Origin of the sequence: Flavobacterium sp. HSC-61S13, from assembly GCF_024171535.1 — a bacterium.
Classification (GTDB): Bacteria; Bacteroidota; Bacteroidia; order Flavobacteriales; family Flavobacteriaceae; genus Flavobacterium.
This window is the reverse complement of sequence record NZ_JALJZV010000025.1, coordinates 1-16,160: the sequence shown is the minus strand read 5'-3', so window position 1 is coordinate 16,160 and position 16,160 is coordinate 1. Positions and strand designations below refer to the sequence as shown.

At 36.7% G+C, this 16,160-nt stretch carries 12 protein-coding genes; 6 read left to right on the top strand and 6 right to left on the bottom strand.

All coding sequences use genetic code 11. The features are described from left to right. The 4 genes from L1275_RS16015 to L1275_RS16000 form a co-directional block, all read right to left on the bottom strand. Window positions 1-855 (bottom strand): N-acetylglucosamine kinase, encoded by an 855-nt coding sequence (locus L1275_RS16015; RefSeq protein ID WP_253475783.1) that lies wholly within the window; start codon window positions 853-855, stop codon window positions 1-3. A gap of 10 nt (window positions 856-865) precedes the next feature. Next, a complete protein-coding gene (gap, locus tag L1275_RS16010) occupies window positions 866-1,867 on the bottom strand; it encodes a type I glyceraldehyde-3-phosphate dehydrogenase (protein WP_253475781.1) in 1,002 nt (333 codons plus the stop codon). 74 nt (window positions 1,868-1,941) lie between these two features. Continuing rightward, window positions 1,942-2,928: a 6-phosphofructokinase gene (gene pfkA, locus L1275_RS16005; protein ID WP_253475779.1), complete on the bottom strand. Its 987-nt coding sequence runs from the start codon at window positions 2,926-2,928 to the stop codon at window positions 1,942-1,944. 92 nt (window positions 2,929-3,020) lie between these two features. Further along, a complete protein-coding gene (locus tag L1275_RS16000) occupies window positions 3,021-7,394 on the bottom strand; it encodes a translocation/assembly module TamB domain-containing protein (protein ID WP_253475776.1) in 4,374 nt (1,457 codons plus the stop codon). A 244-nt stretch (window positions 7,395-7,638) separates the two neighbouring features. Here L1275_RS16000 and tsaD point away from each other — a divergent pair, with 244 nt between their 5' ends. From tsaD to L1275_RS15975, 5 genes are all read left to right on the top strand, one after another. Continuing rightward, a complete protein-coding gene (tsaD, locus tag L1275_RS15995; RefSeq protein ID WP_253475773.1) occupies window positions 7,639-8,661 on the top strand; it encodes a tRNA (adenosine(37)-N6)-threonylcarbamoyltransferase complex transferase subunit TsaD in 1,023 nt (340 codons plus the stop codon). A gap of 13 nt (window positions 8,662-8,674) precedes the next feature. After that, a complete protein-coding gene (locus L1275_RS15990) occupies window positions 8,675-9,382 on the top strand; it encodes a 16S rRNA (uracil(1498)-N(3))-methyltransferase (protein WP_253475770.1) in 708 nt (235 codons plus the stop codon). 320 nt (window positions 9,383-9,702) lie between these two features. Further along, window positions 9,703-10,794, top strand: coding sequence for an AI-2E family transporter (locus L1275_RS15985; RefSeq protein WP_253475767.1), 1,092 nt, complete (start codon window positions 9,703-9,705; stop codon window positions 10,792-10,794). Further along, on the top strand, window positions 10,795-11,979 hold the full coding sequence (locus tag L1275_RS15980; protein WP_253475764.1) for a class I SAM-dependent methyltransferase: 1,185 nt from the start codon (window positions 10,795-10,797) through the stop codon (window positions 11,977-11,979). Window positions 11,980-11,981: 2 nt separating this feature from the next. Beyond that, complete coding sequence (locus L1275_RS15975; protein WP_253475761.1) at window positions 11,982-12,554, top strand: hypothetical protein; 573 nt, start codon at window positions 11,982-11,984, stop codon at window positions 12,552-12,554. Window positions 12,555-12,714: 160 nt separating this feature from the next. Here the strand turns inward: L1275_RS15975 and L1275_RS15970 are convergent, their stop codons facing one another. Next, complete coding sequence (locus tag L1275_RS15970; RefSeq protein ID WP_253475758.1) at window positions 12,715-14,130, bottom strand: thioredoxin family protein; 1,416 nt, start codon at window positions 14,128-14,130, stop codon at window positions 12,715-12,717. A 168-nt stretch (window positions 14,131-14,298) separates the two neighbouring features. On the opposite strand from L1275_RS15970, the gene L1275_RS15965 reads away from it, so the two are divergent. After that, window positions 14,299-15,918, top strand: coding sequence for an ABC-F family ATP-binding cassette domain-containing protein (locus L1275_RS15965; protein WP_253475755.1), 1,620 nt, complete (start codon window positions 14,299-14,301; stop codon window positions 15,916-15,918). Between the two features lie 5 nt (window positions 15,919-15,923). Here the strand turns inward: L1275_RS15965 and L1275_RS15960 are convergent. Next, window positions 15,924-16,160 (bottom strand): hypothetical protein (locus tag L1275_RS15960; protein ID WP_253475752.1); only part of this gene is annotated, 237 nt, incomplete at its 5' end.

Below are 16,160 nucleotides of genomic sequence, written 5' to 3'. Positions count from 1 at the left end.
TTAAATATTTTGCTGATGAAATTCAATCAATCCGTCCATCGGTTTCTGATAAATCCTACCTAATTGTAAGCCGTTTAACTTTAAAACTCGAGCAAATTCCTCTTGAAGAAAATAAGCAACTGATCCTATAAAATGAACGGGAACAGTATCCGCTTCCTTAAATTGTTTGATATAATGATCTACAAAAAACTGAATCTGACTAACGATCATTTCTTGGAAATATTCGTGATCTTTATATTGAATCAAGAAAGGTAAAAAAGAAGCTAAATAGGCATTGGGGTTTTCTTTTTTATAAAAATGATCCTTGATTACGTCGGGATGTAAATCGTATTTATGTTCTATTGATTTACGCAAATCATCGGGCATCATTTTTAGAAAATAACCACGAATCATCAGTCTACCAAAAGCACTCCCGCTACAATCATCCATCGCTATATAGCCCAAAGATTCTACCGCTTGATGTACTACATTTCCATCAAAATAACTGCAATTGGATCCCGTACCATTAATACACACAATCGCTTGCGAACCTATAGCCGTAGTAGCATAAACAGCGCCATAGGTATCCTCACGTACTTCTATATAATTTGCATTCTCAAAGTAATTATCAAAAAAATCGTAAGCAATTTTCTTCGCACGACTTGATCCACAACCCGATCCATAGAAGTAAAATGATTTGATTTGATCTTTGTATTTTTTAACGTCTGGCAGCAACTGCACACGAATTTCAAATTCTTCAACCGTTAAAACTTCTGGATTTAGACCCAGACTCGAAACGGAAAGCAACCATTTACCTTGATCGTCAAAAAATATCCAATCGGCTTTGGTTGACCCGCTATCTACTATAATTTTCATGCTATGATGTTTATTTTACTGTATGTACACGTACAGCTAAATCGATTAATTTTGCTGCATATCCGTATTCATTATCATACCATGCAATGATTTTGTAAAACGTACTATTTAATGCAATACCCGCTTTAGCATCAACGATGCAAATGCGCTCATCAGATACAAAATCCTGAGAGACTACTTCGTCTTCAGTAAATCCGACCAAGCCTTTATAATCGTTTTCTGATGCTTTTCTAAAGACTTCCATAATCTCGGCATAAGAGGTTTCCTTTTCTAACTTAACCGTCAAATCCACAACGGAAACATCAACCACAGGCACACGCATAGCCAAGCCTGTTAACTTGCCTTTTAATTCTGGAATCACCTTAGCTACTGCTTTAGCCGCACCCGTACTGGCCGGTATGATATTATTTAATGCCGAACGACCTGCTCGGTAATCTTTTTTAGAAGGTCCATCAACGGTTAGTTGTGAAGCAGTAGCCGCATGTATGGTTGTCATCAATCCTTCTACAATTCCAAAATTATCATTAAGAATTTTCGCCAACGGCGCTAAGCAATTGGTCGTACAAGAGGCATTAGAAACAATTGTATCTGCTGCTGTTAACGACTGATCATTAACTCCCATTACAAACATCGGTGCATCTGCAGATGGCGATGATATAACCACTTTTTTAGCTCCCGCTACTAGGTGTGCCTGTGCCTTTTCTAAAGTGGTAAAAACACCGGTACAATCTGTTACTACATCTACCTGTAAGTCATTCCACTTCAATAAAGTTGGGTCTTTTTCAGCCGTAACGCGTATGGTCTGTCCATTAACAAGAAGATGACCGTTTTCAACCTTGACATCAGCCTTAAAGTTACCGTGTACAGAATCGTACTTTAATAAATATGCCAACTGTTCTACATCCATCAAATCATTGATAGCAACCACTTGTATATCTTTTCTGGAGATGGATTCTCTCAAAACCAATCGGCCAATGCGGCCAAAACCATTTATTCCAATTTTTATTTTCATCTTTCGTTTTTTTATTTAATAATACGTCTATTAGCTCATTCACTGATTTGCTTGTAACTCTCGCGTCCCAAAACCTAAATCGAAATAATATCTGATACCCGTATCAGTTCTTGATCAATACCGGAAAATCCCTTTATAGCATTATTCAATGGCGTCAAGGCAACTTGATCGTTTAACAATCCTACCATATAATTGGTTTTGCCTTCAAGTAAGTAATCGACCGCTTTAACTCCTAAACGACTGGCTAAAACTCGATCAAAACACGAAGGAGCTCCACCGCGTTGCATATGACCTAAAACAGAAACCCGTACATCGTATTCCGGTAAGTTTTTTTCAACATAGTCGCCTAATTCAAAAACGTTTTTACCCAATTTTTCTCCTTCGGCTACGATAACAATACTGGAGGATTTACCCGATGCTTTGCTTTTCTTCAGAGATTCAACAAGCCTGTCCATACCCATGTTTTCTTCTGGTATAATGATTTCCTCGGCGCCACAACCGATACCCGCATTGAGCGCAATATGCCCTGCATCTCTGCCCATGACTTCGATAAAGAACAATCGTTTGTGTGAATTGGCTGTATCTCTAATTTTATCGACTGCTTCTACTACCGTATTTAAGGCGGTATCAAAACCGATGGTATGACTCGTTCCATTGATGTCGTTGTCGATAGTACCCGGAATTCCAATAATCGGAAAACCAAATTCTTCGTTAAACAGCATTCCCCCTGTAAAACTACCGTCACCACCTATAATAATCAAGGCATTAATCCCGTTGTCGAGTAAATGTTGGTGTGCCTGCTGACGCCCTTCAGAAGTTCTAAAACCCTCTGAACGAGCGGATTTTAAAATCGTTCCCCCTTTATTGATAATATAGTTCACATCACGTGGACCCAGTGATTTGAAATCACCCTCTACCAAACCTTGAAAACCTCGATAAACACCTATACATTCTATATTGTAAAAGGCACAAGTACGGACTACAGCTCTAATGGCAGCATTCATCCCTGGAGCATCACCGCCTGAAGTCAGCACGGCTATTTTCTTTATTTCACTTAACATGTTATGAGTTTTAAGTAAATTTACTCAATAAAAAACTAAATCCTACAAAAAAACCAGCAAGAACTACTGGTTTTTTTATTAATATTTTGCTACTATTCCGAATCGTCGTCCTGCGTCTCCGCATCGGGATTGGACTGCCTTCTATTCTCATAAAAACGAATAAATTCAGAGTTATAATCGGAATCCGGCAATTCATCACCGGCTTTTTTTCCATCCTTTTTCTTGATGTTCTCCTGCTCTGCGGCTTTATTAAGTATTCTGCGAAGCAAAGCTCTAAAAGTATCAAAATCGACTTCGTAGGACAAACCAAGTCCCTGCGTATAACCAATTCCTTCACCAATATAGTTGATGTCGTTTTCCCTATTAAAAACTCGGGCATTTAATGTTCCGTCGTCGTTTAATCGCAACAAAACTTCGACATCACCCACAATTACGGACTCTTCTGCCCCACCTACTGGTACTCCTAATTTTCCGTTGACCGAAATTCTTTCGTTTACCTTGGTAGAGAAGGTTACACCTACTCGACCTTCACTTTGCGCATACGGGTTTCGATCGGCTTGCGCATAATTAAGTCCAACCTTAAATTTATCGTCAGAATCCGAAAACAAATCGTCAAAAATACTACTAGCCCGTTCAAATAAACTTCCGTAAGCCAAAGAAGATGCGTTGTCAGAAGAAAAGAAACTACCTGTTGCCAGCAAAGCCATAGCTTGTCTTTCCCGCGTATCCTTGTCACTTAATTTATAGTCGATTTCCGATTTTACTACAGAACTCACATTGGGGAAATTAATTTCAAAATCGACTTCTGGACTGCTTAAACTTCCATTTAATAAAATCGATACATCCGTAGGTACTTTTCTATTTATAATAGCATTATCTATAATGACACTCGGATTTGCTTCGGTATGATAAATGGCTTGCAAATCTAAGGCGGCATTCATCGGATCACCATCCCAGCGAATGGTTCCAAATTTTTTAACTTGAAAACGCTTGTCGATAATCCCTCCATACTTGAAGTTGTATTCTCCTTCATAGGCCTGGAAATCTCCCCACATGTTAAATTTACCACTGGTATTGATCTCCATCGTTATAAATCCAGCACCACGCCCTTTCATCGCATGCCCCGACTCCCGATCCAAAATAATTTCTATCTCTGCATCTGGTGTGACAACAAATTCAAAATCCAGTTCAATACCGCTGTATTTATGGAATTCCTTTTCCAACCCTTTGAGTCTATTTGCTTTTTCCTGAGGGGATAGAAAGTGAATAAACGAATTATCGCCAACACCCTGAGCCTCATTTAACGGTATTTTGATCGAGGTGCCCTTATTGGATGTCGCATTTATATTGATCGACAACAAGTCAACCGGTCCAGAAATAGCAGCTGTTCCGTTGATGTAAGCTGTACCATAATAAACACTACCCTCAGCATATTGGGTATCCAAGCCCAAAAGATTTTCAGAAGACAGTTTTAAATCCAAATTCCAATCATCAAATTTCTTATGTTTGATAGAACCCCTGATAATTCCCGATGTTTTATATTTTGAATCAATCAATTTGACATTCCTCAAGATAAACTGCTCCTGCGTTAAATCAATAGCGGAACCTTGCTCAAAATCGTAATCAACTCCAGTGAATTTTGACTTCATTCCCGCCTCGTCCAAATATAAACGACCGTCAATTTCAGGTTTGATATGCGTTCCTAAAATACTTATTCTTCCAGAAGCATTTCCACGTACATCTGTGACTATAGAGCTCAATAATGGGCCTATGGTTTTGATATTAAACTTATTAAAACCTGCCGTTAAATTCAGCAAACTGTTCCTGCCTACTATATTGATTCCCCCATTCAGAAAAAACTTTTCCTCGTGGTCTTTGATGATACTCGAATTAACTTTAAAGTTTTGCAATTTTTCATCCCCATCAATCTTAAAAATCAGATCGCCCAAGGCCACTTTATTGACCAATAACGAATCAATAGTTATATCCGAGGAGGGATGAAAAATCGTTCCCTTTTGTTCAAAATTTACCGATCCATTGATGTTTCCACCAAACTCCATATTATTGAGCTCGGGAGTAATTTTATTCAAATCAACCCGATCAAAGGACAGTTTTAAATCCTTATATGTGGAATCGCGCAAAATCCCACTTAACTCTACCAATTGCCCATCGTGTGTCAGTGACATCTTATCTACTTTAAAATCGGTCAACTTTTTATTGAATACAATTTTATTTTCATCGTCGTCTTTTTCATTTAAAAACCACAGATAATCTTTAAAGTTTAATTCTGATTTCTTAAATCCTACTACCGATTGATTTTCCGGGTTTATCGTGTGGTATAAGTTTAAATTAAAATAATCTTTGCCGTGTTTTCCTCCTTTAAATTCAGTACGGAAAAACAAGGTATCATTTTGAGTGACGTTGATCAAGTTAAAATCCGATATAGAATACCCTTTGGTCTTCACACTATCAATAGATACAAAGGCATTGTAAAGCGGATTCTGATTATTGATATTCAATTGAATATTAGTCGTAGAAATATTATTTACCGCTACACCTGGTGACGAGAATTTTAATTTAAAATCTCCTTCATCGGCATTGATGTTTCCTTTGATTTTGCTGTTTTCTTTCACCGACAACATCGGTAAGAAAATTTCAATCAACTGACTGTTGATCGTAAAGTCGAAATCGATAAACTGATTGGGCTTAACTTTAAATGCAGAATAGTTGGTGTATAAACTACCCAAAGCGTTTTCAACCATCTTAACCATTTCGTCTATTTCAAATTTACCGGAGAGCTGTCCTTCAATCGCGTCCTTTGAACTCAACGATATCGTTCGCACACCGTCGGGACTAAATTTTGAATCCACTAAGAAGTCCTCAAACAAATACTGATCCTTACTATTTTGATACATGGCTTGTTCGAGGTGAAACTCCCCTGCCAAGTCATCTAGTGTATTTCCAGAGGCTTTTAACGACAAATCGCCTTTAAAAATAGCTAAAGTATCTTTTACAAAATTCAATTTATGCAAATCGGCATAATCAATTTTTGCCGTAAAATCGTAATTCTTAACTTTAGAACTCAAATCGATTAATCCGTCAAAAGCCAGTTTTAAGTTGGGGTCATTACTGTTTAAATATCCTTTAAAATAAGGCATTCTCATCGTACCATCAACTTCGATATTTTGATAATTATAACCTTTAAATGCAAAGGAAGTCACTTTTCCTACTAAGGAGGTGTTTAAGTACTTTTCCGAAAAACCACGTCCATCCAAGCTAATCTCTAGGTTTGTATTACCAAAAGACGGATTAGCCAAAACCTCGCCCAAGTTAAAATCAGTCAAGGAAATCGTACCCAAATAAGTCGCATCAACCATTTTATCGATATTGCTCATCGATACTTTTGCTACTGCACGACCTGATGACGTAATCAAATCGATATCGGTTTCCAATGTTTTTTTAGTCAATCCGATGGTACCTGATAAGTTCATACTACCCAAACGAGCCAATTCCTCTGGCAAAATTTGACCCAACACCCGAGGCATTAACTCTTTTAAATCGTAATACGTTGAACTCAATCGATTCAAATTGGTATCCATTCTAAATGGCCCTTCTCCGAAGATATTTTGAAATCTAAAATATCCTACCACCTCAGAATAGTGATCGTCAATCAATTTTAAATCGGACAAGGTAAAGTCATTCATGACTCCCTTTAACTGCGTTTTCAAAAACAGTTTTTGGTCCGCTCCAAACTCCGGATAGAATATATTGATATCGTTAGTCGATAGGGAAGCCTTATCAATCTGCACGTCTAATTTGACCTTATCGACAAAGTGCTTCATGTCGTCGCCTTGAAAATCCATTTTAATCGCACCTGACAGTACCGATTCATTGGTAGTCAACAGCAATTTATCTAAGGTGATATTGGTTTTGGTATAAGAAAACAACGATTGCATGTCTTTGACAATCAATCCGTGGTTTTCTACTAGTTGTAAGGATTTAATATTAGCATAAATCTCCGGTCCTTTTATCAAAAACTTAGAGATATTGGCGTTTAAGTCCTTTAGGTCGAGTGTGACGGGTTTTTCGTGGTTGTCGTCAGAAATTAGAAAATGGCTGTTTCTCAGCTTTAATTCCTGTACACTCAAGCGAAAACTACCGTCACCTTCCTCTCCGTCGTCAAAAGCCTCAATAAACAAATCAAAATTGGTTTTCGTCTCTCCCTTGTAAGTGTGCATATTAAAATCCAAACCATCCATGGAAGCCTTTCCAAAATACAATTTCCCTTGAATCAGTTGTCTGAAATCGAGTATATTTGTATTGAAGTGTTTTATATTGATAAAAGTTTTATCGTGATTATCCAACACGTTAACGCCGTTTAGGGTGACACCACCAAAAATAGTTATGGCTACTTTATCTATATAGATTTCTGTACCAAAACTCTCGTTCAACTTTGTCGTAACCACACGGGCTATCTTTGTTTGAACAAAAGGCAAGGTCAATGCTATACCTAGAGATAGCAACAGGATGATTAATCCTAAAATGACACGAAATAGTGTTTTATAAAATTTTTTGATGTTGTTTATTGTTTTAAATTTGCTTTTTAAAAACTAACTGCGCTATATACAAACTAAAGTTAACAAATGTACTAATTTCTTGGATAAAAGTCATCTATTCTGCTTATATTAAATTACAAACTTCGATATTAAAATGTCTGAAAAACCTATATACATTCTCGCTATTGAAAGTTCGTGTGACGACACTGCCGCGGCAGTAATGAAAAACACGACGGTACTTTCCAATATCGTCGCTCAACAAAAAATACATGAAGAATACGGTGGCGTCGTTCCAGAATTGGCTTCACGTGCACACCAGCAAAACATTGTTCCCGTGATTGATGTAGCTTTAAAAAAAGCCCAAATCACTAAAGAACAATTGACTGCAATCGCTTTCACTCAAGGCCCGGGTTTGATGGGGTCGTTATTGGTAGGTAGTTCGTTTGCCAAATCTATGTCTATGGCCTTGGATATTCCGTTAGTAGCTGTCAATCATATGCATGCTCATATACTGGCACACTTTATCGATGAAGCCGGTTTTGACAAACCGACTTTCCCTTTTTTGGCCTTAACCATCTCCGGAGGTCATACACAAATTGTACAAGTAAACAGTTTTTTTGATTTAAAAATCATTGGAGAAACCACCGACGATGCGGTTGGTGAAGCTTTTGACAAAAGTGCCAAAACCTTGGGTTTTCCTTACCCTGGTGGCCCGCTGATCGACAAATACGCCCAATTGGGCAATCCCAAAGCATTTCGATTTACCAAACCAAAAGTACCTGGATTAAACTTTAGTTTTAGTGGATTAAAAACGCAAATCCTATATTTTATTCAAAAAAATGTCGCTGAGAATCCCAATTTTGTCGAAGAGAATAGAAATGATATCTGCGCTTCTATACAGGAAACCATCATCAATATCCTTATGGATAAATTAAAATTAGCCGTTGAGGAAACCGGTATCAAACAGGTTGCTATTGGAGGCGGTGTTTCTGCTAATTCGGGTATCCGAAAAGCCTTAAAAGACGCTGAATCCAAATACGGTTGGAAAACTTTTGTTCCCAAATTCGAATATACCACAGATAATGCAGCCATGATTGGAATCGTCGGTTATTACCGTTTTTTGGAACAACATTTTAGTGACGCTTCTGTAGTTTCAAAAGCGCGTATTGAATTTTAAAACACCACCCATTATGCAATTATTTTACGCTCCAGATATACAAGCCGATCAAACGGAATTTTTCTTTGACAAAGAAGAAAGCAAACACATCATTAAAGTATTGCGCAAGAAAACAGGCGACATACTTCACGTTACCAATGGTTTGGGTTTTTTATTTGAACTTAAAATCACTTTAGAATCCGAAAAGAAATGCGTAACCGAAGTGTTAACTGCTAAGCAATATCCCCAACCCGATCACTACATCCATTTGGCAGTGGCTCCTACAAAAATGAATGATCGTTTTGAATGGTTTCTCGAAAAAGCTACTGAAATGGGTGTTCAGGAAATCACCCCAATCTTATGCGATCACTCCGAGCGAAAAGCGATCAAAACAGAACGTTTTGAGAAAATCATACAGTCTGCTATGAAACAGTCTTTGCAGTTTCACTTGCCGATTCTAAACGAGCCCATCTCTTTTAAAGAATTTATGAAGGGCGATTTTGACGGTAATAAATACATCGCACACTGTGAAGATGGTGATAAAAAACTATTGAAAAATGCGATTCCTAAAAACGAGAAATATACACTGCTAATCGGTCCTGAAGGTGATTTTTCCAAATCGGAAATTGAAACGGCTATAAAAAACAACTTTATACCGGTATCCCTAGGCAATACGCGTTTAAGAACCGAAACGGCCGCAGTAGTCGCTTGCCACAGTTTTGTGTTCACCAACGAACAGTAAATCTTTATCTCATTACAAAGTAGATAAACCAGAGCACCTTCCCGCTGGTTCGAGCGTCGCGCTCGGACCAATGACAAATAAGTTTTTTTCAAATCAGTCATTATAATCATCGCAATAAGAGGGTTTTTAGGCACGAGTACACTGGTAGTTCAAGTAAATTTTAAATTTACTTGAACAAAAAATTTGATTAGCACTTCTAAGATCCCAGCCATAATATAATTTTAATATCAAACTACTACCGCTAACAATACTTTTTTAAGAATATAACCGTAACATATTTTTAAAACGCATTACTTTTATTACATTTGAATAAAAAGTCTATGTCTACAGCTAAAGAAATCTCGGGAGGTATTGTCAAAGCTGTCATCACTTTAGTGGTAATAGCGGGTTTGCTATTTTTATTGTATCAAGTTAAAGCCATATTTATTTACTTTGTTTGTGCTTTAATCCTATCATTAATCGGCGCCCCGATCATTCGTTTTTTTGTCAAAAAATTACATTTTAAAAAGATTTTAGCCGTCTTGGTGACCATGGTATTGTTTATTTTAATCATGCTGGGCTTTGTTTTTATGTTTGTACCGCTCTTTACTACGCAGGCGCAAAATTTGTCCGTACTAAATACCGCACAACTACAGGAAGACGTCAATCATCTGATTCAACAAGTAGATGGTATATTGGCGGTTCGTGATTTAAGTTTAGAAAAATTACTGAATCTATCTGATATCAGCTCCAAGTTGAATTTCGATTTTATTCCGAATGTTTTTAATTCAATTATTGGAACAATAAGCGGATTGGGTATCGGTATTGCTTCGACTTTTTTTATTACTTTTTTCTTTTTAAAGGATCAAGCGATATTTCAATACCACTTTAAAAAAGTACTACCCGAAAAACAAGAAGAAAGGATACTGGCCTCTCTCGATAAGATCAACAATCTATTATCACGCTACTTTGTAGGATTGGTTTTACAACTGTTTATCGTATTTATCTTAACACTGGTTGTACTGCTGATTTTTGGTGTAAAAGGAGCCTTAATGATTGCATTTTTATGTGCTATTTTAAACATCATCCCTTATATAGGACCTTTAATAGCCAACTTATTGGGAGTTATTTTGACGATGCTAAGTTATATTAGCGAAGATTTCAGCAGCGTGATTATACCCAAAGCACTTTCGGTTATGGTTGGCTTTTTTATTGTACAATTTATCGATAACAACATCAATCAACCGTTAATTTTTTCGAACAGCATCAAATCGCATCCTTTGGAAATCTTTATCGTCATCCTCGCTAGCGGTATGCTGACAGGGGTGTTTGGAATGATTCTCGCCATTCCATTATACACTTGTTTAAAAGTGATCGGGAAGGAATTTTTCCCACATGTCAAACTTATTCAGCTCTTAACCAAAGATATTTAATTGAAAAAAGATCTTTTACATTCCGACGTTCAGGAATTTATACAACAATCGCTCAAGAAGGATACTGCACAATTGGCATTACAAAAAAACCCGTTTCCAGAAATTTCCTGGACGGAAATTTTAACACAGATACAGTCCAAACGCAAATCAGAAGAGAAATTACCCACTTGGTACAGCTGCCCAGATATCTTGTATCCAAGCAGTTTATCCATTGAGCAAACTTCATCAGAGCAATGTGCCGCGTACAAGGCTAGATTGGTGACTGGAGATCATTTAATTGATTTAACAGGAGGGTTTGGTATTGATGCCTATTACTTTTCGAAACACATCAAATCGGTATTGCATTGCGAATGGCAAGAAGACCTATCTCAGTTGGTACAACATAATTTTAGGGCTCTTAAAGCAGACAATATCAACTGTATTTCTGGAGATGGTCAGGCTATTTTAAAAGCTAAAAACCAGCAATGGGACTATATTTATGTCGATCCGGCTCGAAGGAATCAATCACAAGAGAAAGTGTTTTTTTTAAGGGACTGCGAACCTAATGTTCCGGAATTACTCGATGAGTATTTTCAATATACCGATAAAATACTACTTAAAACAGCTCCGCTGTTAGACCTAATTGCGGGATTAAACGAACTGAAATTTGTAAAGGAAATCCATATCGTCGCTTTGGACAATGAGGTAAAGGAGCTCCTATGGCTTTTGGAAAAAGGCTATTCCAGCACTATAAAAATAGTGGCATCCAATCTTAAAAACAGCCATAACAGTGTCTATGAATCCACTTTAGAAGCCGAAACTGAAGCATTTGCCAACTACGGACTACCGAAAGCATATCTGTATGAGCCCAATAGTGCTGTAATGAAAACAGGCCAATTTAATCGCATTTCCGAAGTGTATCAAATGGATAAACTCCACCCGCATTCACAGCTGTATACATCCAATGAATTGATCGAATTTCCGGGGCGTATTTTTAAGGTTATAGCTAATTACCCTTTCAACAAGCAACAGATGAAAGAACAGTTGCAAAATCAAAAAGCAAATATAACGATTCGGAATTTCCCAATAAGTGTTAGTGAATTACGAAAGAAATGGAAGATAAAAGACGGTGGTAATCAATATTATTTCTTTACCACAGACTGCAACAATGAAAAAATAATATTACTTTGCGAAAAAATAACTTAACCATGAAAAACATAATCCTATTTATCTGTTTAATTGTCACCATCAGTACTACGGCACAAACTAAAGACTGTAATATTGATTATGAGATTAAAAACGATACTACCGATTTTAAAAAAATCATGGAGTACTTATTTGTGGAAAAAAGCTATCCCAACTCAATCGAATCGGTTTACCTCTCACTGATAAAATCAGACGGTTTAAGCTTAATTCAATTACAGTACTTACAAAAGGATTCCAATTTTATCAGCGCATCTTGTGTCGACCAAAAATCCATGATCACTTTTCAGTTACTCAATGGCACTATAGTAAACTTTAGACATGCCAATACCGACTACTGTAATAATTTGAGTTATGATCCAGAACAAAAAGCAAATATTAGAATATTGAGCACCTATTTTCAAATACAAAAAGACGATTTCAAACGTTTAAAAGAATCCCCTATCAGCGTGATGCAGATCCGATTCCAAAACAGTACTAAAACTTTTGAGGTTGAATCTAAAATTGAATCTAAAGTGGTCCAAGAGACATACTCTCCCAACACTTACTTTATGCAAAATTTACACTGTATTGAATAAGGCATAAACATTCTCATCTAACTAATAGTATCACTCGTCATCTCACAACAAGATTCTTTAAAAGCTACTAACTTTCTATAGACGTACTGATAACTGCTTACTGATAACTGCTTACTGATAACTGCTTACTGATAACTGCTTACTGATAACTGTTTACTGTTTACTGTTTACTAACAAACTTCTTAGAAATTGTTGGATCAAATAGGTTAACGAAAGCATTATTAATCGTCCCATCGGCATTTAACAATAAGGCACGATGAACTTTGGTGATGATCCATTTATCTTTTATTTCCTGAAAGTTTAAAGCGCGTAGTTCTTTGATCTGCGGAAAGTGATAATTACCAACAATTCGCACCCATTCTTCTTGACTGGTATCTAAATTAATTGAAATCACGTCTATATTTGGATTTATAGCTAAGAGTTCTTGTGCTTTTTTATGAGTTGCTTCAAAATGACCGAGGGAGTTTTTTGTCCAAACGAATACAATGGTCGGTTTAGCTATAATTTTATTGATGGAAACCTGTTGACCTTTTAGGTCAATTAGACCGATTTCTGGTAATCTCTTCTCTTTTTTCAAATTGCGGATAGCATCTTGAATCTGGATAATTTCATTATGCTGGCTTTTATCTGTAGACAATTCGAAATACCTTTTTAGAAATTGTTCGTTATGGTTGATATTTTGATCGTCCAATAGATATAAAAATGCGATATTATTTAACACCGAATTTTTAATAACTGGATTTTTAATTAAAGTATCGACCACATTGAGTTTGCTGATATTTTTATCCAAGCTGGTTTTACCGACAAATTCCGTTTCATTTTCGTCTACAACCGAATTCAGCATTACAGACAGGTATCTGGTGAATGAAGAGAAGGTATTTAGTTTTTCATTATTGAAATCGACTTTGCTTCTAAAGTTGTAGTAATCTTTAGGAAGTTGTTTTCGGATGTCCTCTTTTTCTCGTATTTGGTGGGCGAGCGGATAGATTTCTTTTTTAGAGAAATAATGCAGATCCAACATGGCTTTAGCATAGACATCAAAGTTGTTGTCCCAACCTATTTCCGTTTTTTTACGAAGGTAATAGGCGATTTTTGCTGCGTGAGCCGAATCATTTTTTCTAATAAAATCTTTTACAGGGTCGTCAAACTGAGCATACATTCGTTGACGATCGACCAGATTTTTAGTATTGAGATCCATTAAAAAATTATTCTTCTGATCACCGCGACCTGAAAAGATGATGGAATGATCAAAATCTCGAGTATTGAGTCGCAAGTTTAAACTATCATTTTTATCAAAAAACACATACTGATACTCTGGGTTGTGTTTATAAATATACATACCGGGAGCGAGCGAGTCAAATTTCTTAAAAAAGCGGTTGTTCTGATCAAGATATAAAGTATCTAAAACCTCATTGTCTTTACAAAATAAGACATAGTTCTCCTGAGGATTAATGATTTCTCCTTGAAAATAAGCCGAATAGTCTTTAGCATCAAAGCTTTTTTTACAAGCACAAAACAAAGTAAGCAAAGAAAGTGATGATAGAATAAGTGAACTATTTTTTATACAAGAACTCATTGATGGGGCTTTAAACTGTTGGTTTTAAGCAAAAATAAACTATACCGCTAACTATGAATGTTAATGCGTCGTTAAATAACTACTTATGAGTGTCTTTTGTAAGATTGCTGTTATCTAGTATATTTTTAGTAAATTTGCAAAACAATAAAAAACATATATTTAATAGACATGTTAACAGTTTCAAATCTTTCAGTACAGTTCGGTAAACGAATCTTATTTGACGACGTCAATGCAACCTTTACCCAAGGCAATTGTTATGGGATTATTGGTGCCAATGGTGCGGGTAAGTCTACATTCTTAAAAATTATTGCTGGCGAATTTGATCCGACTTCTGGTCGAGTGATTCTGGAGCCTGGTAAAAGGATGTCTGTGTTGAATCAGAACCACAATATGTTCGATGAGTACACCGTTCTTGAGACCGTTATGATGGGAAATAAAACCCTATATGCGGTTAAGAAAGAAATGGACGAGTTGTATTTGGACTATACCGATGAAAATGCAGATCGAATTGGAGAATTGCAAGTTATTTTCGAGGAAATGAATGGATGGAATGCCGAATCCAATGCAGCGACTTTATTATCGAACTTAGGGATATCTGAATCTTTCCACTATTCTTTAATGGGAGAGATGGATGGTAAACTTAAGGTAAGGGTCTTATTAGCTCAAGCTTTATTCGGAAATCCAGATGTATTGATTATGGATGAGCCGACCAACGACTTGGATTTTGAAACCATCGCTTGGTTAGAGAATTTCTTAGCTAATTATGACAATACCGTTTTAGTAGTATCTCACGACCGTCACTTTTTAGATGCGGTTTGTACACATATTTCTGATATTGATTTTGGTAAAATCAACCATTACTCAGGTACCTATACCTTCTGGTATGAATCAAGTCAGTTAGCAGCAAGACAACGTGCTCAACAAAACAAAAAAGCAGAAGAGAAAAAAGCGGAATTGGAAGAATTTATTCGTCGATTCAGTGCCAACGTAGCCAAGTCTAAACAAGCTACTTCTCGTAAAAAAATGATTGACAAATTAAAACTCGATGATATCAAACCTTCTAGCAGAAGATATCCTGCGATTATTTTTGATCAAGAGCGTGAAGCTGGAGACCAAATTTTAAACATTGAAGGATTGACTGCAACTCTTGATGGAGATGTTTTGTTTAAAGACGTTGATTTCAATGTTGCCAAAGGGGATAAAGTGATTATCTTTTCAAAAGATTCTCGTGCCAGCACTGCTTTCTATGAAATTCTCAATGAAAAACGCCAAGCTGATTCTGGAAAGTTTGACTGGGGTATTACAACCATACAGTCCTATTTACCCTTAGACAATCACGATTACTTTGAAAATGATGACACTTTGGTAGACTGGTTACGCCAATGGGCAAAAACCGAGGAAGAACGCGATGAAGTATATGTTCGTGGTTTCTTAGGAAAGATGATTTTCTCTGGAGAGGAAGCATTAAAAACAGGTCGTGTATTGTCAGGAGGAGAGAAAGTACGTTGTATGATTTCTAGAATGATGATGCTTAGAGCCAATGTATTGATGTTGGATGAGCCTACCAATCACTTGGATTTGGAGTCTATTACAGCCTTTAATAATTCATTAAAAAACTTTAAAGGAACTGTATTGTTTACCACACACGATCACGAGTTTTCTCAAACTGTTGGAACTAGAATATTAGAACTAACCCCGAACGGAGCTATCGATCGTTATATGACTTTCGATGATTATTTAGACGATCCGAAAGTACAAGAATTAAGAAAGAAGATGTACAATCTTTAAAATATTTAGCAAAAGGCTGTCTTGATAAGACAGCCTTTTTTTTGATGATACGCGGATACGCGGATACGCAGATACGCAGATACGCAGATACGCTGATACGCTGATACGCTGATACGCTGATACGCTGATACGCTGATACGCTGATACGCTGATACGCTGATACGCTGATACGCTGATACGCTGATACGCTGATACGCTGATACGCTGATACGCTGATACGCTGATACGCTGATACGCTGATA

What these genes read in the sequence shown, in the direction of transcription:
- L1275_RS16015 (WP_253475783.1), bottom strand. Translation starts at nt 855, where the DNA reads ATGAAAATTATAGTAGATAGCGGGTCAACCAAAGCCGATTGGATATTT.
- gap (WP_253475781.1), bottom strand. Translation starts at nt 1,867, where the DNA reads ATGAAAATAAAAATTGGAATAAATGGTTTTGGCCGCATTGGCCGATTG.
- pfkA (WP_253475779.1), bottom strand. Translation starts at nt 2,928, where the DNA reads ATGTTAAGTGAAATAAAGAAAATAGCCGTGCTGACTTCAGGCGGTGAT.
- tsaD (WP_253475773.1), top strand. Translation starts at nt 7,639, where the DNA reads ATGTCTGAAAAACCTATATACATTCTCGCTATTGAAAGTTCGTGTGAC.
- L1275_RS15990 (WP_253475770.1), top strand. Translation starts at nt 8,675, where the DNA reads ATGCAATTATTTTACGCTCCAGATATACAAGCCGATCAAACGGAATTT.
- L1275_RS15985 (WP_253475767.1), top strand. Translation starts at nt 9,703, where the DNA reads ATGTCTACAGCTAAAGAAATCTCGGGAGGTATTGTCAAAGCTGTCATC.
- L1275_RS15975 (WP_253475761.1), top strand. Translation starts at nt 11,982, where the DNA reads ATGAAAAACATAATCCTATTTATCTGTTTAATTGTCACCATCAGTACT.
- L1275_RS15970 (WP_253475758.1), bottom strand. Translation starts at nt 14,130, where the DNA reads ATGAGTTCTTGTATAAAAAATAGTTCACTTATTCTATCATCACTTTCT.
- L1275_RS15965 (WP_253475755.1), top strand. Translation starts at nt 14,299, where the DNA reads ATGTTAACAGTTTCAAATCTTTCAGTACAGTTCGGTAAACGAATCTTA.